General features: G+C 35.4%; 23 protein-coding genes. 17 read left to right on the top strand and 6 right to left on the bottom strand.

Annotated elements, in window-relative coordinates; translation table 11 throughout:
• Positions 1 to 24: 24 nt before the first annotated feature.
• Together ACVBAX_RS13485 and ACVBAX_RS13480 are read right to left on the bottom strand one after the other, a co-directional pair.
• A complete protein-coding gene (locus tag ACVBAX_RS13485; protein WP_447117486.1) occupies positions 25 to 1,071 on the bottom strand; it encodes an outer membrane protein assembly factor BamB family protein in 1,047 nt (348 codons plus the stop codon).
• 156 nt (positions 1,072 to 1,227) lie between these two features.
• On the bottom strand, positions 1,228 to 2,394 hold the full coding sequence (locus ACVBAX_RS13480; RefSeq protein ID WP_447117485.1) for a tyrosine-type recombinase/integrase: 1,167 nt from the start codon (positions 2,392 to 2,394) through the stop codon (positions 1,228 to 1,230).
• 345 nt (positions 2,395 to 2,739) lie between these two features.
• Between ACVBAX_RS13480 and ACVBAX_RS13475 the strand changes: the two genes are divergently transcribed.
• The 3 genes from ACVBAX_RS13475 (at position 2,740) to ACVBAX_RS13465 (ending at position 4,955) form a co-directional block, all read left to right on the top strand.
• The gene (locus tag ACVBAX_RS13475) at positions 2,740 to 3,330 is read left to right on the top strand and encodes a hypothetical protein (protein ID WP_447117484.1); all 591 of its coding nucleotides are present in this window, start codon (positions 2,740 to 2,742) and stop codon (positions 3,328 to 3,330) included.
• Positions 3,331 to 3,701: 371 nt separating this feature from the next.
• Positions 3,702 to 4,655, top strand: coding sequence for a helix-turn-helix domain-containing protein (locus ACVBAX_RS13470; protein WP_447117483.1), 954 nt, complete (start codon positions 3,702 to 3,704; stop codon positions 4,653 to 4,655).
• 9 nt (positions 4,656 to 4,664) lie between these two features.
• Positions 4,665 to 4,955, top strand: a complete 291-nt coding sequence (locus tag ACVBAX_RS13465) for a hypothetical protein (RefSeq protein ID WP_447117482.1) — start codon at positions 4,665 to 4,667, stop codon at positions 4,953 to 4,955.
• A gap of 575 nt (positions 4,956 to 5,530) precedes the next feature.
• Here ACVBAX_RS13465 and ACVBAX_RS13460 read toward each other — a convergent pair.
• A complete protein-coding gene (locus ACVBAX_RS13460; protein ID WP_447117481.1) occupies positions 5,531 to 5,767 on the bottom strand; it encodes a hypothetical protein in 237 nt (78 codons plus the stop codon).
• Positions 5,768 to 5,979: 212 nt separating this feature from the next.
• Here ACVBAX_RS13460 and ACVBAX_RS13455 point away from each other — a divergent pair, with 212 nt between their 5' ends.
• Positions 5,980 to 7,053 (top strand): hypothetical protein, encoded by a 1,074-nt coding sequence (locus ACVBAX_RS13455; RefSeq protein WP_447117480.1) that lies wholly within the window; start codon positions 5,980 to 5,982, stop codon positions 7,051 to 7,053.
• A gap of 51 nt (positions 7,054 to 7,104) precedes the next feature.
• On the opposite strand, the gene ACVBAX_RS13450 is transcribed toward ACVBAX_RS13455, so the two are convergent.
• Entirely contained in the window at positions 7,105 to 7,851 is a 747-nt protein-coding gene (locus tag ACVBAX_RS13450) for a hypothetical protein (protein WP_447117479.1), read from the bottom strand.
• Positions 7,852 to 8,286: 435 nt separating this feature from the next.
• Here ACVBAX_RS13450 and ACVBAX_RS13445 point away from each other — a divergent pair, with 435 nt between their 5' ends.
• The 13 genes from ACVBAX_RS13445 to ACVBAX_RS13385 all read left to right on the top strand — a co-directional run bounded on the left by ACVBAX_RS13445 (position 8,287) and on the right by ACVBAX_RS13385 (position 15,317).
• Positions 8,287 to 8,514, top strand: a complete 228-nt coding sequence (locus ACVBAX_RS13445; RefSeq protein ID WP_447117478.1) for a hypothetical protein — start codon at positions 8,287 to 8,289, stop codon at positions 8,512 to 8,514.
• Between the two features lie 320 nt (positions 8,515 to 8,834).
• Positions 8,835 to 9,614 (top strand): hypothetical protein, encoded by a 780-nt coding sequence (locus ACVBAX_RS13440; protein WP_447117477.1) that lies wholly within the window; start codon positions 8,835 to 8,837, stop codon positions 9,612 to 9,614.
• Positions 9,611 to 10,027 (top strand): hypothetical protein, encoded by a 417-nt coding sequence (locus tag ACVBAX_RS13435; RefSeq protein WP_447117476.1) that lies wholly within the window; start codon positions 9,611 to 9,613, stop codon positions 10,025 to 10,027. Before ACVBAX_RS13440 ends, ACVBAX_RS13435 begins: the two co-directional genes overlap by 4 nt.
• A 37-nt stretch (positions 10,028 to 10,064) precedes the next feature.
• Positions 10,065 to 10,469: a phosphoadenosine phosphosulfate reductase domain-containing protein gene (locus tag ACVBAX_RS13430; protein ID WP_447117475.1), complete on the top strand. Its 405-nt coding sequence runs from the start codon at positions 10,065 to 10,067 to the stop codon at positions 10,467 to 10,469.
• Between the two features lie 207 nt (positions 10,470 to 10,676).
• On the top strand, positions 10,677 to 11,099 hold the full coding sequence (locus ACVBAX_RS13425) for a hypothetical protein (RefSeq protein ID WP_447117474.1): 423 nt from the start codon (positions 10,677 to 10,679) through the stop codon (positions 11,097 to 11,099).
• Positions 11,100 to 11,117: 18 nt separating this feature from the next.
• The gene (locus ACVBAX_RS13420) at positions 11,118 to 11,414 is read left to right on the top strand and encodes a DUF5983 family protein (RefSeq protein WP_447117473.1); all 297 of its coding nucleotides are present in this window, start codon (positions 11,118 to 11,120) and stop codon (positions 11,412 to 11,414) included.
• A 172-nt stretch (positions 11,415 to 11,586) separates the two neighbouring features.
• Positions 11,587 to 12,126 (top strand): DNA cytosine methyltransferase, encoded by a 540-nt coding sequence (locus tag ACVBAX_RS13415; RefSeq protein ID WP_447117472.1) that lies wholly within the window; start codon positions 11,587 to 11,589, stop codon positions 12,124 to 12,126.
• A 32-nt stretch (positions 12,127 to 12,158) separates the two neighbouring features.
• Entirely contained in the window at positions 12,159 to 12,878 is a 720-nt protein-coding gene (locus ACVBAX_RS13410) for a DNA cytosine methyltransferase (protein WP_447117521.1), read from the top strand.
• A gap of 20 nt (positions 12,879 to 12,898) precedes the next feature.
• Positions 12,899 to 13,615 (top strand): XF1762 family protein, encoded by a 717-nt coding sequence (locus ACVBAX_RS13405; protein ID WP_447117471.1) that lies wholly within the window; start codon positions 12,899 to 12,901, stop codon positions 13,613 to 13,615.
• 16 nt (positions 13,616 to 13,631) lie between these two features.
• Positions 13,632 to 13,808, top strand: coding sequence for a hypothetical protein (locus ACVBAX_RS13400; RefSeq protein WP_447117470.1), 177 nt, complete (start codon positions 13,632 to 13,634; stop codon positions 13,806 to 13,808).
• Positions 13,809 to 13,869: 61 nt separating this feature from the next.
• Positions 13,870 to 14,469 (top strand): hypothetical protein, encoded by a 600-nt coding sequence (locus tag ACVBAX_RS13395; protein WP_447117469.1) that lies wholly within the window; start codon positions 13,870 to 13,872, stop codon positions 14,467 to 14,469.
• Positions 14,463 to 15,035, top strand: a complete 573-nt coding sequence (locus tag ACVBAX_RS13390; protein WP_447117468.1) for a hypothetical protein — start codon at positions 14,463 to 14,465, stop codon at positions 15,033 to 15,035. The genes ACVBAX_RS13395 and ACVBAX_RS13390 overlap by 7 nt, the downstream gene beginning before the upstream one ends.
• A 42-nt stretch (positions 15,036 to 15,077) precedes the next feature.
• Positions 15,078 to 15,317 (top strand): hypothetical protein, encoded by a 240-nt coding sequence (locus ACVBAX_RS13385; protein ID WP_447117467.1) that lies wholly within the window; start codon positions 15,078 to 15,080, stop codon positions 15,315 to 15,317.
• Positions 15,318 to 15,388: 71 nt separating this feature from the next.
• On the opposite strand, the gene ACVBAX_RS13380 is transcribed toward ACVBAX_RS13385, so the two are convergent.
• Together ACVBAX_RS13380 and ACVBAX_RS13375 are read right to left on the bottom strand one after the other, a co-directional pair.
• Positions 15,389 to 15,817, bottom strand: coding sequence for a GIY-YIG nuclease family protein (locus ACVBAX_RS13380; protein WP_447117466.1), 429 nt, complete (start codon positions 15,815 to 15,817; stop codon positions 15,389 to 15,391).
• Between the two features lie 48 nt (positions 15,818 to 15,865).
• A complete protein-coding gene (locus ACVBAX_RS13375; protein WP_447117465.1) occupies positions 15,866 to 17,341 on the bottom strand; it encodes a hypothetical protein in 1,476 nt (491 codons plus the stop codon).
• Between the last annotated feature and the right edge of the window lie 257 nt (positions 17,342 to 17,598).

The following is a 17,598-nucleotide window of genomic DNA, read 5'->3' as shown; positions in this document are numbered from 1 at the left end:
CATTCCGAAGAAGGGATAAGAATACTAACTATAGTTAAGAGCAAAATCGTGTATTAATCCCTTATAGACGAAAGGAATGGTTACTGTATTGGTAGGAAGTAGCTCCTTTTTCCAATACTCCTCACCAGTCGCTGGATTAAGAGCAAACAAGCAGTTACCATCCTTTAGATATGTTACCCCTGCTTCAAAAGTAGTTATAGAATGACCAGGATTGAAACCAATCTTTTTTTGCCACCTTATTTCATTTGAAAAACTTATACAGGTTAAAGATTCATCTGATAACAAATAGAATGTTCCGTTATGTATATCTATAATATCGTTATTATTCACCTTTAAGACTGATGGTAATTCTTTTAACGACTTTAAACTTATTCCCTTAATAAACTCTCTATAAAAATAATTCAAATCATCCAAAGTGCCACATTCGTAAAATAAATGACTTTTAGAGATATAAAACTTTCCAATGAGGGTATTCTCCTCGAATTTTTTATTTACCTTACCGGTGTTTATGTCCAAGATATATATATGTTTAATACTTCCAGGACTCTCACCAGAATTTATACGTTGAGATACAACAAATATAACCATATCTTTATGTATAGATAAAAAGATAGGTTGTTTACCTTCAGTTGGTAGAGTCCACTTTTTATTCCCTGTTTTTTTGTCTATTCCGATTAGATCTCCGCAAAATTCTATAACTACTATTTCATTCCCTGCTACGGCTGGTAGGTTTACATGATCAGATAATTTTATATTCCAAATTATCTCTCCGTTCGCTCTGTTTAGATTGTACAAGACTGAGGATCTACTAGTCTCGCTATGATGACTTCTACCAATATTATTAATACAATAGATATTATCGTCATAATCTGATATGTGATTTATATTATAACCTTGGTTAGGGTATTTGAACTCCCACAATTCTCTACCTGTTGAAGGATCTAATCCAAATAAATTACCACCTATCTGAGCTAAAACCAAGTTGTTTTTTAGGGACATCTTCGGATACCCAGGTAACTGATTTTTTCTCCATACAACATCAAATCCTCGAATAAAACTTACTTCTGACATACCTATTCCACCAATCTTAAATGTTAGTTGTTATTTTTTTAGTTAAGCAATTCTACTTGATAGCCATATTTAATTATAGAAATATAAATACTTCAAGAGAAGGTTGACGCAACTATCGGTGTCTCTATTATTCTTAACATTTGTCTCAACAAGTACTTATATATTGTTTATTATATCGGAATTCTTCCATGCGTGAGCTGCATGATTCTTCCGTAGTGTTTTCCTCTTTAAATAGATCATGGTTGTTTTCACATCTGAATGCCCTAGTCCTGACTGAATTTGACTTAAATTAACCCCATTTTCTTCCGATTGTATGGCCCAGAAATGTCGAAATGCATGTGGAGTAATAGGCGATGAGCGGTATTTAACGAAGTCATAGTCCAAAGACTGTATTTTCCGCGTGATGTAGTTTGATAAATATTTATAATCGTAAGCCTTTCCGCTTGCAGTTGTTAATAAAGGGGACTGATCACTAGGGTCCAGCTTAAATGATAACCTTCTTCTTAAGCGAAACTGCTCAATAGTTTTCAGTACATTGGAATGAATTAATACCTCTCTCCGCTTATCACCTTTACCTTTTACCAGTAACCAATAGTCCCCATCAACAAAAGATAAGTCACAAACACGAGCCGTACAAAGCTCCTGTATTCTCAATCCAGTAGTAGCAAGCACTGATATAACTCCGTACACGATTGGATGGTTTTTAAATCCCTCTAATATCTTTGTTACTTCGTAAGAGGAAAGGTCTTTGTATGGTCGATCCTCACTCCTAACGTTGCTACTCAGCATCTTTTTATGTATCGGCTGCTCAATGTATTTACTTTCAAATAGAAAGTTGAGGAATCCTCGAATAATCATTATCTTTCTACTAAGCGTTGAAACGGAATAAGGTTTCTTCCCTTTACCTAGTGGAGCACCTTTCAACCATTCCTGATATTTGCGTAGGTGTCTTGCGGTTAATCTTTTAAACAGCTGGTATTGCTCCAAACCTTCTAAGGTCAATTCAATCAACTCAGCCTGTTCAATCAATTGCTTATAAAAGAGAAGAACATCCCGCAAATATTCCTTCTTAGTGTTTTCTCCTCGATTCTTCTTATCATTCATATCTCTCTTTTTATGAACGAAGAGGTAAATCATTTCCATATCGTTAAATAAGGAGTAATCTTCATCTCCTTCCTCATCTATCATATCGATTAATTGATTATGTAATGAATCATTTAACAACTGATTAGTTAAAGAAGCGATACTATCAGACTGATTAACATATTTCCTAATTTCATTGATTGAATCAATTTTATATTGAATTACTTCGTAATTAACCATCTAAAACAACCCATCCTACATTAAATAGTTTTTATCCTATGTAATTCTCCAATATCTAATTTAACTTAAATTCAAAACCTAAGAATGCAAAAAGATTAGATATGTAATAAAAAATAACCATTTACTTAACTATAACCCTACACGAAAAAGAGGTTATTTGTCTACTATATACGACTATACAAAAATATTAATGTAATTATTAATTTAACTCAATATTTATAATTAACTATACATTAATAATTAAATTTGATATATTGGTTTCAGAAGGGGAATTTAGTCAATTTTGGAAAGTTCTTGATTGTTAGATTCTCTTAAACAAGAAAACTTTAAAAAGGGCTGATTTACATGAAAAAAACATTAACTTTTAACCTTGCTCCAATTTCGGTAGAAATTGATGCTCCAGAGGGTATGAGTGAAAAAGAGTTACGTGAATTAGGGGAAAAGGAAATGATTAAGCAATTTGCAAAGAAGTACAAGATTAACTCTTGGTCACTTTCGGAAGGGTCTATTCTTGTAAGTGAAGATATTCACATAGGCAGACCAGTTAAATTAAAAAGTAATGGAAAATTGGGTATCATCTACGACCTCAAACCTACAACCAAGTTCCCTATACGAGTATTAACCGAAGGAAATATAGACATGCAGTGTACACAAGCGGGTCTAGAGAAGGTTAGTAAGAGAACGAACATTGATAAATTAATAACCGGTAGACAGGAGTTCGAAAAGAATCTAGGGTGGTTGAGTCCAAGGAGCGGTTATTTTGTGAATGGAAAAGAAATTATTCCTGTAATCGTTGTTCCAAAGGGGAAAAGCGCTAAAGCATACATAGTTGGTCACGAAGCTAATGGAGGTCACTATACTTTATCCTCTATGCAATTGAATAGGGTTTTTGATACCAAGACAGAAGCAGAAGAATACGTAGCAAAATTGAAGTAATTATCTAGCGTAAGCACCACAGCAATGAGTTACCAACATTAATGTAATTCGTTACTTAAGAACGCTAACAACAAAATTTAGCACATCCGTAGAGGTTGAGTTATTACATGGTGATGACCAGCTGATACTAAAAAAATCATATGTAAAAGAAATTCTATCTAATCCGAAACGACCTGAGATTGCAGATAAGATAGAGGAATATATACAGTACGCTTATAATGAAAAGTTGATTCGATAGTTTCCTATATATTATAGAAGAAAAAAGGTAAAAAGTTTTTTACCTTTTTTTAAATCCATACATAATCATTTGATATAATTTAAGGTAAATTGTTTAGTTAATTATTTACTGTATGGAAAGTAAGGTGTTATATATGGAACTAGATAGAGAGATTGTAACGACTGAAGAAGCCGCAAAAATGCTTGATGTGAAAAAAACGACCATTCTTAAATATGTAAAAGATGGAGAACTAACTCCAGTCTATAAAAATCACTATATTGATAAGACCAAACTCTTTTATAAGGATGATATCGAGAAATTACAGAAGGCACTAGCAAAACCAGGACTGACCACAAGCGAAGCAGGTAAAATGCTAGGGATTCATAGTGGAACCATTCTGCAATATATTCAGCAAAGTCAATTAAAAGCAGAGCGAAAAGAATATAGAGGAAAAATCTTTAATTTCATTTCTTTCGAAGAGTTAGAGCGGTTTAAATCCGTATATGAAGAAATGAAAAAGAGTGAAGGTAAAGAATTCTATGATAAGAAAACAAAATTTGCTTGGTTCCAAGAGTTTCAAGACCAGAATGGTACTGCAAAGAACTTCTTATTATTAGATGAACATGGCCAGCCTTATTTAGAAACAGAAAATGGTCAACAAATTGCCTATAAAGACATAAAAAAGATTGGTTACGAACCGTTCAGAACCATTCCAAACCCTGGTTACATCAATAAAAAAGGGTTTGCGAAGTTTGAATTTACCGTAACAGAAACATTTTGCTCTATTATGAACTACTTTTACCAGTACCTCGGTCCAAAGAACTTAAAGGTATTCCTAGTTGATAACGAAAAAGTAACTGTTGAAGTAAAGCCAATCCTTATTAAAGAAGAATTAACGGCAGAAGAGTTTCAATTGTTAGAGGAATCAGTGGTAGAGGGTAGTGTTACCAAACGTTTAGACGGATTCTATATCGATAGTGATTTAGAAATCATTCAAATTGCAGCTCCTTCCCGTTTAAAAGAAAAAGTTAAGGAAGATGCGGAACGTGAAGGGGTAACGATGGAAGAGTTTGTCTTAAAGATCCTAAAAGAAAAGTACGATAAATGAGGGATGGCTATGAACCAACTAGATTTATTCGAGATTGAAGAAAAGGAAGAGTCCTCCCCAGCGGAAGAAGTAATTTTTCAAGATGGAGACAGGGTTAAAGTGAAAAAATTGACAGAAGATGAAGCCAAAGAACTTGAACCCGAGGACTATTACTATATAAAGGATTACGAAAATAAAAAGGGTGTCATTAGTACATCATCAAAAAACCCGAAGAATGGAACCATTTCTTACAAAGTGGACTTTGACAGAGATAAATTCGGATTTTTCTATGGAAAGGACCTTATAAGTCTAGATATCTGATTAGGTGAAATCGTAGGTGATTTAACTGGAAACGATACTATTTTTTATTAAAGTAATGTTGATCATCGGTGGAGCTTTTGCTCTTATCACTTTTACAAGGGATGCTGCCTTATATGGGGAACGCAAGGAAATTACAGCTCTTTTTGGATTACTTGCTATTGGTATCTCCTTTTACATTAGACATTTAGGATTTTAGGAGTGAATTAGTTTCACTCCTAATCTAGTTGTATTTCGGGTAGTAGGGAGCTTTTAGTTTATGATGAAAAAACTGTTAAAGAGTGAATACTCTTTAGGGATTGTTTTAGGAATTTTGCTAGGTGTCGCTATCTCAACCCTTCCATTAATTACTTGAGATTAATTAGAGGATATAAAAGACGGAGATGAATATCAAATTCGTAAATTGGAGTAAAACAGAGAAACAGGGAGATTTTTTTGAAGCGCATTGTTCTACGTTCGAGGATCTGCTAACGTAGACAAAACACACTAATTGAAAATGAACAAATTTGCCTTTTTTTAAATAAATATGATAATTAAACAAGAAAGGGAACCCCGCTTAGGGATTCCCTTATTTCAAATTATGCCATTTCAAACAAATACTTTCCCACGAATTCCATAACTTTTTGGTTGGTTTCCTCATCTATTGTTTCAGTCTTCAAGAGGTTTTCAAGTTCATACACTTGTTTCGAAAGATTAGGTGTTTTCTTTGCTACATCCAATGTTAAGTCACCATTTAACAGCATAATGGCTGAATCTTGGTATTCCTTTATTTCGCTTAAAAACAAAAGTCCAGCAATCATTGTCAGCTTGTCCATTTCCTATCCTCCCTTTAGTAGCTCATTCATACTCTTATATTCTATAAAACCCACATAAAATCCTATTACAAACCCTTGTGCATGGTGAAACCAAAGGTCTTACAAAAACCTTTCCTCCATAATTTAATAGGTTAAATTAACTAAATCCCATACACTTTTAGTAAAAATATGGTACGTTAGAAAGGTACATAAAAAGTGGAAAGAGTGGGAGTATGTTTAAGAAACGTATTTGGGGAATAGCACTTGTTCTTGTTATTATAACAGGATGTTCCAATAAGGAAGCAAGTGTAAAAGAAGACTATTCAAAGCAAATAAAAGAAGTTAAGGAATTAATTTCAAGTGCAAAATGGGATGAAGCAAACAAAATGGTTTCAGAGATTCCAGGTGATTACGATCATGAGATAACCATTATGAATAGTTATGTAAAGGCTAATTTAGTCTTAGAAAGTGAAGAAGTAAGTGGTTTCGAGAAAAATAAAAATGCTCTAAGGGTTCTGGAACACACAGAGATTGATGAGGACAATAAAAGTGAATTAGCAAAAAAAGCTATTACCTTGAAAACAGAACTTGAGAGACAAGTTGAAGAAGCGATAAAAGTTGCTGAGGTTGAAGAAAGGGAAAAGGTAGAAGAAGCTTATGCCTTGTGGAAAGAGTTAATAAAAATTGGTAATGATAATGCTTCTACTGGAAATAACATTAAATCAGTTCTTAGTAATAAAGGCAATTTTATCTCCAAGTACAAGGAAGATGCACTTATTCTTTACTATTATGCGGTACAAAATGGGTTTATCAATGAATATTGGGATAATATGAACAGTCAAACCGGTTACAATGGTAGCGGAAACTATGATAATCAACGTTCCTATGGTCGAGGGTTTGCGGATAAACACCTATTGGAAGTGGTTGAGTATTTAAAAGAAATTGACCCGAATACTAATGGGGCTTCATCATTTATACCTAATGTAATGTCTAATCTAAAAACTGGACTTCAAAACTTTTTCTTTATAAATGAAGCTCAATGGGAACAAATATATAACAGTTATGACTTAGACATGAGAGATGAGATAGAAGCAGGTATTGAAGGAAGAAAGGATTTAAGTACCATGATTCCGAGTGTCGGTATGGTTAGCAGTGATGTAGAGTTAACCAGTTGGGGACAGCCGATGAAAATTAATAAATCTACAACTGTTTATGGTGTTAGTGAACAGTGGGTATACGAGATTAAAGGAAGTCGAAAATATGTATATTTAGAAGATGGGATTGTAACAGCGGTACAGGATTATTAACATTGAAAAAAGAGCTGACTTCTCTTTATGAAGTACAGCTCTTTTGGTTTGTTACAATGGTTTAAATTCACCAACTAATGTAAATTTACTCTTTTTAAACTCACCAAACTCACCACTAACAGAAACAATACCTTGTTTAAGTGGTATTACTACATCAGAAGTAATACCGAAGTCCTCATTCATTTCCACTTCCAGTGTAAATGTTTCTAATCCATTATATAACCTAGAATTAGCTATCATTTCCCATTGTTTTTCACGATCAAACCAAGTTAAATCTTCTGGAATGAAAGGTTCTTGAATGGGTGTATATGTCGCTCTCCACCTTGTTTTTTCAGTTTTGTTTGATGAGTTATCAAAATCCCCTTTAACAAATCCGTTATAAGAGGCATTTGCTTTTCTCTTGGTTTCAACTACTGTCTCATTCGTTATTTCTATCGTGGTAGCTCCCAATGAGCGTAGGAGATATTCAGCTTCGAAAATCTTATGATCGACCATTTCTTTATGGAATTGATCAACCTCATAATACCTTCTAGTATCAATTGGATTACATATATACACTTGGCCAACCTTTGGTAGACCATCACCAGGAAAAATAGCAGAATGTGTTTTTCTTAGTTCAATAATTTTTATATGTTTGTTCTGCTTTCCAATAATTTTTTTTGCAAGTTTAACAGGTGCCGGTAGAATACTTTCTTTGCTAATGCTAATCATATTATGTAATCCTTCAGTACCATTTTCTACTATTTTTAAGAATTTCCTATCTTCATAGTCATAATCCAGTAGTTCTTTGTTCTCCATAGTGCCTCCATCTGAGCTAAATATATTTGATATATGTAAGAAAAAGGTATCACAACATTTCTTTAAGCGAAAGGGTTTTAACTCTATTTCATTACAATTTTCTTATGTTATACTTAGTTCATAAGTTTTATTTATTTTTTATTTTAATTGCAACGATCCTTACATATCGTTAGCGGGATTCTATTAAACTAGCAGCCTTTGGGTTGAAGGAAGACACTTTTATTTCAGTGTGTCTAAATTCTATCCCAGGGCTTTTTTTGCGTTCTCGGAAAGGTGGTCAGTTTTTTTAAGGAATAAGAAGAATTTACTTATTGGAGGGAAGAAAATGTACACTATTAAACGTCACAAGAGGGTTATACCAAACTTGAAGAATACCGCTCTAACAATGAATCAATGATAGACGGAATCTTTGAGGATTACTACAAATACGAGCATATGAAATGTCTTTGGGGTGATGTTAGTGGGATACAACCAACTATCGGTCAGCTCTTTTTTGTTTTCAGAAAAGAAGCTTTTGGAAAGTGGAGAACCTTATATGAACTATGTGAAGTAAAGGAAATCCAAGAGTATCGTGTTATCTATAAGAATCACGCAAGTAATAAAGTAGATAAAATGACCATTGGTACTTTTCAAGGCCGAGCTTTGTTTCCTACCCGTGACTAGGATTTTATTCAAGAATTTGAGATAAAGACCGGGTTAACCTATCCAAAGAATTTGATCTCTCTTCTGGATGGTGTAAAGGATTATCGAAAAGTGATGAATCGTAGGATCGAATTAACAAATGGAGTAACTAACTGGGATTTATCAAAAGATCATTACGAGTATGCTCTATCAATGCTTGCGATTTAACACACTTGGAGATGGATTGTTACAGTCAGATACCATTCGACTGTACATATAAAAAACATAATTTATGGAGGACAAAGAACCGTACAAATACGTACAGATTTCTTTGTCTTTTTCTATTTTAAGGAGGAAGAAAGATGAAAAAACCATATGAACAATTCAAGAATGTTGGAGATTGTTATGAGATTGTTGTGCCAGATCCTAAGAATGATACCAAGAATGTAACGATTCAAGGTGAATTTAGAGGATTGGATTACAACTACGACTCAGGCATCATTGATGTTCTATTTTGGGAGTTTGGTAGTACATCCGCAGACATTTATTATTCGGGGGATATTCTCTCTGTTAAACCAATTGAAACGCCTTCTTCAAAAGAAGAGGAAAAGTTCTTTACCCCTTACAAGGGAAGAACGGTTGAGTTGGGAGCAACAGTAGATGTATATCGAAATCTCCATACGGATAATGGCTACAGCATTCGCGATTCAAAGACAGGATTGGTACTTGCTCATTGTAGTACGGTTCATCTGAAGGATGCTCGATTTGTCGTATCTGAAAGCGGAATAATGAAAACGGTAAATGAGAAGAGAAAAAGGGTTCATGCGTATATCAGAGGCACCTTGCTTGCGTATAACGTGAATGTAACAGCTGATTATTCAAAAGTGCTGTATAACCCTTATTACCATTCTCTCTTTACTCATGAGGAAACAGGCTATTTCGTGAAGGAAGCGGAGGAAGTCATCTGCTGCGGAAAATTTGCCTATGCAAAAGGATTTACTCTTCAATTAAATGACCAACAGGTGAAATACAAATTGATGGATATGAATTATGACATATCTGATAACGACGATTCGTTCGTTGAATTGGCAATTGATGAAGGGTTTACGTGGAATGAACTTGAAGGGTTGTGGTCTAAATGAGTCCACAGCCTTTTTCTATCCAAGAGCAATTTCCAAGTTGGATCTTCTCCAAGAAAGACGGTTTTACCTATGCTTTTAGAAACCTGGATTGTATAGAAGGGTTCCAAGTAGCGGTAAGAGTGGGTGTAGATGAAGTGATTATCTTTGGAAAAAACGGATTTGGTCCTAACCTTCATTATCTTGACCCGAATGTAACAGCTTCTCTAGAAGATTTTAACGGGAGTAAGGGGGAAGGATTCAGACCGTTTGAAGTAGGTTGTATGCGGAGAGATGGGGAGTATTGGTTTTCTGATTATTTCTATGAACCTGGACTAATAGAGGAGGATTTTGAAGAGTTTAAATCCCTCTTGTTAGCCATTCATTTAGAGTATCAGAACAATCATCTTTCAACTCACCAACAACTGATTTCATAGCAGAGGAAAAACATATAAAAGAATCGAGGAATATACCATGAAAAATCATATCATTTTCTTCTCAGGTGGAGCGTCCAGCTTCTCTGTAGTGGACTTTGTTAAAGAAAAGTACCCTAATGATAACGTGGTCCTTATTTTTAGTGACACGCTTTGGGAGGACGGGGACTTGTACCGATTCGTTCATGAAACAGCGGATAAATTGGAGTTACCGCTAGTCACAATTAGTACTGGATTGACGCCAATTCAACTAATGTTCGAACAACGAGTGATCTTTAACAACCGAATCCCGAATTGTTCTAAGTACTTGAAAATGAAGGTGGCAGCCGATTATTTAAAGAAAGGTATTACTCCTAAAATTGAAGTTTGGAGAAATAAACAGTTTCTCAAGCAGGAGGACTTTCGGACAGATGCTACTCTGTATTTTGGGATTGATTTCCAGTAAGCGCATCGTGCTGAGCCGATAGAATTGAACTGGGCCCCGTTTGAATGCCAATTCCCATTAATCGACTACTTTATTAATAATCAAGATGTGTTGGATAAGTGAGATATTAGGATTCCTGACCTGTATTTAAAAGGTTTCAGTCATAACAATTGTGGTGGACGTTGTATAAGAGGAGGTTTAGCTCACTTTAAACGACTTAAAGAAGAGATGCCACAAGTATTTAATGAGCTTGTTAAACAGGAACATTATTTAAAGCTTTACGTATCTGAGTACCACTACATTAAGAATCTTGAAGTAGATGGTTTAGATGATGAAGTAAAGGCTTTATGGCATAAGAATCTGAAAGATTGTTATAGTGATTACTTTTATGGTAGAGCTAAAAGGCCAAAAGTGTATATTCCTACGGATCTTGTAATCAACCAATACAGCTTTTTAAAGCGACATGGTGGTGCTTATCCGCTTGCTAAATACGCAAGAGAGTTAAATGGGAATACAGGGTTTACCACACAAGAGGACCAGTTTGACCTAAAGTATGATGTTTCGGGCTGCGGCTGTTTCGTTGATTTTGGGGACAAGAAGGAAGGGGACTTCTTTGAAGAGGAAAACTTCCAGCTAGCAATGGCTATCTAAGAATTGGAGGAGAATGAAATGATACAAAAGACAATCATTGAGAGAATGTTAGACATTAGTACGATTCACTTAACCGAGTCAACAAGACAGTGGTTAATGGACAGCCCTTTTCCATTATCACCCTATGAAAAGAGTGATTATGGTTGGTTTATTCCTATACCTGAAGACTATAAAGTGAATCCTAATGAGCCTACCTTTCAATCCATTCCAGAGGATATGAAACAAGTGTTGGATTACGCGGTTTCAATAGATGTTCAGTGGATCATGTTCGATTGTGAATCTTTAGTCGAACCGAATCTACCCATATACGAATAGAGGACATATAAGGACAGAGAAATCTAACTGATTTGCTCTGTCTTTTTATTTAAGGAGGAATCATCGTGGACACAAGTGTAAAAATGATACGGAATGTAAGGACGAGTACGAATAAGTACGGCAATCCTCGTATTTTTCTTAGCCAGCTGTTCTTGAAGCAGGTAATTTTGAAATGGGAGAATCCATTTCCTACACCTATGTCAAGCTAGCATTGGTCATTAAGAAAGCGGAGGATACTTTTTACAGAGTATCAAAGAGAAAACGTCCTTCCTGGAATAAAGAGCGACCCCTGATTGATTATTCAAACGGTGATTTAGCTCTCCTGTTCCGCACAAAGGAGAAGATCGATATTTTGGTATCTGATTCGGTCATTGTGATAAGGAAAGAACAAACCTTTGACTTATGTGTTATCGGCCAGCCTCGGTTAAGCAGTAGAAATCCGATGAGTAAGTTAACGGTTGCTTCCTTCCCATCCGGTGCAGGCGTGGCACCATCTGTCCTTGAAAGTACTGGATTTTTCGAGGGTAAGATTGGCGCAGACGTATGGAACTTGGCGGTAGAATCGTATGCTCATAACTTCTCTTCATCAAGTACATATTGGGGAGATGTGAAGAGCCTACATCCTTCTTTCGTTCCTTCCGTTGATGTAACGTGGCTGTCACCACCATGCGTGACATTTAGTAGCCTTGGCGGTCAAAGCATGGTGTATTAGAAGGCTTAGGACCTCACTTTGCAAGATTAGTACTGGCAACCAATTGTAAGGCCATTATTGTCGAGCAAGTACCTTCCTACTTTCAAAGTCGTTCGTTTGAACAATTAAAAGGATTGCTAGCACCATTGTTTCCTTATTGGAATGTGACCACCATCGATGCGTATGAGCTAGGTTCTGTTTCAAGCAGAAAACGTGGATACGCAGTGGCTTTCAGAGAGGAAACGGACTTTCAATTTCCTACTATCCCTAAGCTGCCCGAGCATAAGCGACTGACGGTCGGACAAGTGCTAGGTAAGGTTTGGGAAGAAGGGGATTGGAGAACGATTAAAGGGTCTACCATGGAGCATTTGCTATCAAAGGGTGGAAACAACAACTTTACTGCAGAAAAAAATCGTACTTTGGTCGGTTTAGAGGATAAGAAGATCTCCTGTATCATTGCGAATTACGCAAAAATCAATGTAACTTCTAGTTATTTCAAGCATCCTGAGAATCCTGACTTATGGAGATTGTTCCGATCAGATGAATTAGCTCGATTTTTAGATGTGCCAGACAGCTTCTCTTTTCCAGAATTCATTTCTGAAAACCAACGAGCTGCGCTACTAGGTCAATCAGTTTCGGGTAATGTCGTTCGAGTAATCGGGATAGAAGTGGCTTATTCATTGATGAAACAGAGAGTTCAACAATCAGCGGAACGTCAAATGACCATTCCATTGGAGCAAAACCAAAACAATCAGCTAGCCTTCATTATTTAGGCTACGGCAGGAGGAATTAAATGCTTTACGTTAGCGGTAGATCAACCAATTTTCATTGGATTTTCTATAAAGTAGAAACAAATAAATTCATTATTACCAATGATGAAGAGTTAAAAAATGGAGCATTAGGTGATTTATTAGACGATGGATATGAAATCGTTTGGGATAGTGCTCTATCAAAGGACATAGCAAAGGAACGAGTCATGGAACAGATTCATACTTTCCTAGATTGGTATCAAAGGGATATTCCGCTCGATCGCTTACTATTGGAGGAACCAAAGCCTTTAACTTTAGAAACAGTGCCTCTTAGCTTTAAACAGGCTTGTGAGTTTATAAACACCCATCATCGTCATCATCAAGCTCCCCAGGGACATCGTTTCAGCGTTGGTCTTAGTGATGGGAAAGACATAGTGGGTGTGGCCATAGCAGGAAATCCGGTTAATCGTTATTTAGATGATTCACGAACCTTAGAGATTACTAGATGTTGTATGAAAAGCAGCATCTATAAAAATGGTGTATCGAAGTTGTTATCCGCAGTTTACCAAGCGGGAAAAGCGCTCGGGTATAAGCGAATTATTTCGTATACGTTGGAGGAAGAGACAGGTATCTCCCTTAAAGCTAGTGGGTTTTACCTCGATGGTATCAGTGAGGGCGGTTCTTGGAATTGTCGTTCAAGAAAAAGAACTGATAAAGCTCCTACTGGACCAAAGAAAAGATGGGTTAAGAAAATTTGTTAATTAAGGGGGAACTGTTATGGATTTATTGACAAGTATACTTCAACTACCGTCCTTATGGATGTTAGTGATTGGAGTCATAGCATTGATCGTAGTCGTAAAAGTAATTCGCTCAGTAGTTGGAGCAATTACTGGACTAGTGTTCACTGTCATTGGTTTAATCCGGATTTTTTCGTTTTTAAGCGATAAGTTCTAATCAAAATACAGGAATGAGAGAAGAGTTTCTAACTCTTCTCTTTTTTATAGGAGGAAATGAGATGTATAAAGAATATACCGTCAATGCAAGACAGGTAGAGAGAAGGTTTCAAAGAGAAATGAGCAAACAAGGGTATTATCGTACCGCAAAAGGAAACATCAATCGCTTAGTGGAGTATGGCAAAACACATGTATTAGTGATAACTGAAAAAGGGGCTAATCCCATCGAGTTGGAACGGACTAGGATTAGAAAAGCGATTACTTTTTTCTTTTTTAAGAGAACAGCGATTCGCTCAGATTTTAAGAGCTTTTCCGAGTTCACTTCGGCCATGTTTGCCATTATCGTTCATTGCTTTCGAGATAAAAGCAAGTTGATGAAGTTAAAACATGGTCTCTTTCGAGTATCTTTAATCGGAACAAGACACTGGTTTAGCGGTTTAGAACGGTCTCCGGACATTCTTTCTCTCCTAAAAAGTTTGGGTGGAAAGTACGTTCTGTTCAATTATAAAAGTATCTTGGAGTCCCCTAATTGTTTACGTCAATTGGACGAAAACGACCTTTTTGTATTTGTGACAGTGGAGCCTTTTCCTTGTTTAACCAGTCAAAAAAAGATGAGAAAAACGAGGTTTATCAGCCGTCTCTATTTGAGTCGGAATTGTTAGATGAGATGATCCTTGAAGGGTACGCTCAATTTATCAATAAGCATAAAAGTAATCCGAGAATACTAGGATTTATGCCATTAGATTGTATCGGAAACCCACAAATGACAAGGGAGAATTATAAGAAACTTAAAGAATTAACCGATGCTCATATTTACCCTGTGTGGCAAATAACGGACACGTTGGAGGAATTAGACCGAATCGTAGAAAAAGAGCCTGAAATGGTGGCTTTAGGTGGCTGTGTCCCATTCCTAAGCTCGCGTAAAGACTTTGTTCGGGACAAACTGAAGATGATTACGAAACGTCATCCTAACGTTTGCTTTCATGGACTTGGAATAGCAAATGAAATGCTATTAGACTATGGGATTTTCTCTGCTGACTCGACTGCGTATTTAAACGCGCGTAAGTGGTCTGATAGAAAGATATACCTTCCAACAGGAGAGCGGATAGAGGCCCCAGAAACGATGTCTACGATGGAGATTATAGCACATAACATTAAATTTTTATTGGGATTAGAAAACCTTGAAGAGAGTCAACTAACCTTATTGGATATGGCTCAAATAGCGTAAAGAAAAAAATAAATTCGCCAAATATGGTAGGAGGAAAAGAAAATGGAATTTAGCTGCTGTCATGCTTTTAATAAATGTGATTATGGGAAGTTGGAGTGTGTCTTTACTACAACGGATCCTAATATGAAACAGCGTTGTCGCTGTTATCAAATTAAACATTCACCTCACTATGTACCAAAAGTGAAGAATGAGGCGGCTACTCCTGTAGACGAATTAATAAATCCTAAACAGGAGATAGAAGAGGTAAAAACCTCTGAATTAGAACAATTAAGCCTTTTTTAAAAGGAAAACCGTTGCTTCATTTATTTTGTTGCAACGGTTTTTTATTTGATAATAGATTAATATTATTAGCGCTAAGCCCAAACTAATTCCTCTGTCGTAACAAATTTATTTATTGAGCCTCTTCTTCCTACATTATTAATTTGCAAGTTGAATCTGCCCCTATAATAAACCGTGGAAGTAGTATTATAGATAGGTTTATGCCACGTGATTAAAAGTGATTCAACGTCACTAAGTCGCTTGGGAGAGAACCTGCGACCGTAAGGAATTTCTACGATTCCTAATCTAACGGTTATCTTACCTTTTACTTGATATAGCCAATCTTTATAATGTTCCGCTAATCGTTGGGAGAAGCTTCTTTCTGTTTTTCCGATATACAAAAGGGTTTCCTTGTTTCCGTACGTTCGGTAAATGGCATAAATACCTATGCTACCAGCTGCTTCTTTTGCCCCCAGATTTAACAATGAGTATGGACCATGCCATTTGATTGTTATAGATTCCATGTTATACCTCACAAATTTTAAGAAGATCAATTTGAGTTTCGACTAGCGTTATGATGAAATTAACCCGGCTTGTTCTAATTCTTTTGCAAAATCAATAATTATATCTTTCATGTTGTCATTGATATCACTAATTTCTTTAATTACTTCCTTTTTACCTCCTTCAAAATCCATATAGGAAAGATCAAACCATTTACTTGGATTATCCCTATTAGCAGAGAGTAGCCGAAAGATATCTTCCTTAACAAATAACATTTTCTCAAGTTCGTATAGGCCCATTACTTTTACGTTAGATAATAAATATTTATATTCTTCGCTATCTTTCATTAGGCCTAATTTATCTGCTGCGTTTGACATAATAATATCCCTACGAACGTAACTATCTTCAAATAATATGACAACTCCAAAAATATCTTCTTTCTGAAAATCTACTGTTTCTTCAAAAGGATAATAATCTACTCTAAATCTTTGAGTGATGTGTAAGTATACTTGTTTAACCGCTTCTGCCATCCTGTCAATTGTATGTAATATATCTTTATCTGACAGATTACGAATGGATACTCTTGGACTCATACTTTTGGAGTCTAGCATAATACATTGACTATCTTTACGTACCATAATGTCTAACGTTCGATTCATATTATGGTGATAAGAAAATTCAGGTACGACTTCATCAAAATGTTCAGAGAACCGACAGATATGTAAAAGATAACTTTCTAGAACTTCCTTGCCAAAAAGCTGACGCAAATGATTATTGCCCTCAGTTAACCTAAATAAAAGCGAAGACGTAACAGCGTGCATTATAAGATGTGGTAGCGGTAGATAAAATTTTTGATTATATGAGATAAATGGGAATTGATAAAAATATTTAAAACCATATATATAATGTGTAATATCGTCTGTAATTCTCTGCTGAAGATCATTAAATTTCTCCCGTTCTATTGTTAATGTTTCGACAATATGCCTATACCTTTCTATTACATAATTATATAAACTCACATGGTTAATAGATTCATTAGAGAAAAGAAATTGAATGATAAAACCAAACTTAATAAAATCTTCAAATCCGCAACCGAACTTTTCAATGAAATGCTTATTCATATCTACATTATCGTTTATAAAGTTGAATATATAGGAGTAACGAAAGACTTTATATGGAATATTTTCTTGTATTTGAAATTGGTTTAACCCTGTAACTATCATAAAATAATCTAGAAAACTGTTGCTGTTGCTATCCATTGCTTCTTCTAATTTTGGCGGCATATATTCCTTGAGAGCACTTATTATTTCAACAAATTGTCTATCGCCACGTCTATCCTCGAAGTCAGCATTAGAGTATTCGCCAAGAGTTATAGTGGAAAATAAAGCAAATGTTTCTAAATCCCAAGGAAGGGCCATACTTCTTAATTTATCTGCATTAACTAAACCGTTAAGTGTCATTAGTTTTTTAGAATGTGATTGGCATTTATGCATTTTAGCATCAAAAGAATAGCGTTTTAATACAACAGGTATTCGCTTGAAATCCAACTTATTTCCTCCTAGCATTTAAACTATATATTAATAATAACATTGGAACATTAAATAAGGACAAATACCTACACCTAAAATATGTAAATAATTTAAAATCTTGATGAAATACCTTTGTAGCATTTTTGTTTATTTATTAGACCAAATATGCTATTATGAATTCAATTAAATTGGACGAATGGGAGTGCCCCAAAACAAGATTATCTAAGGATGATCTGCGTTTTGGGGCACTCTCTTTTTGTCTATATTGGAGGTTA

This window comes from Robertmurraya sp. GLU-23 (assembly GCF_052983275.1).
The sequence above is the reverse complement of the archived record's forward strand: the minus strand, read 5'-3'. Positions and strand labels throughout refer to the sequence as shown.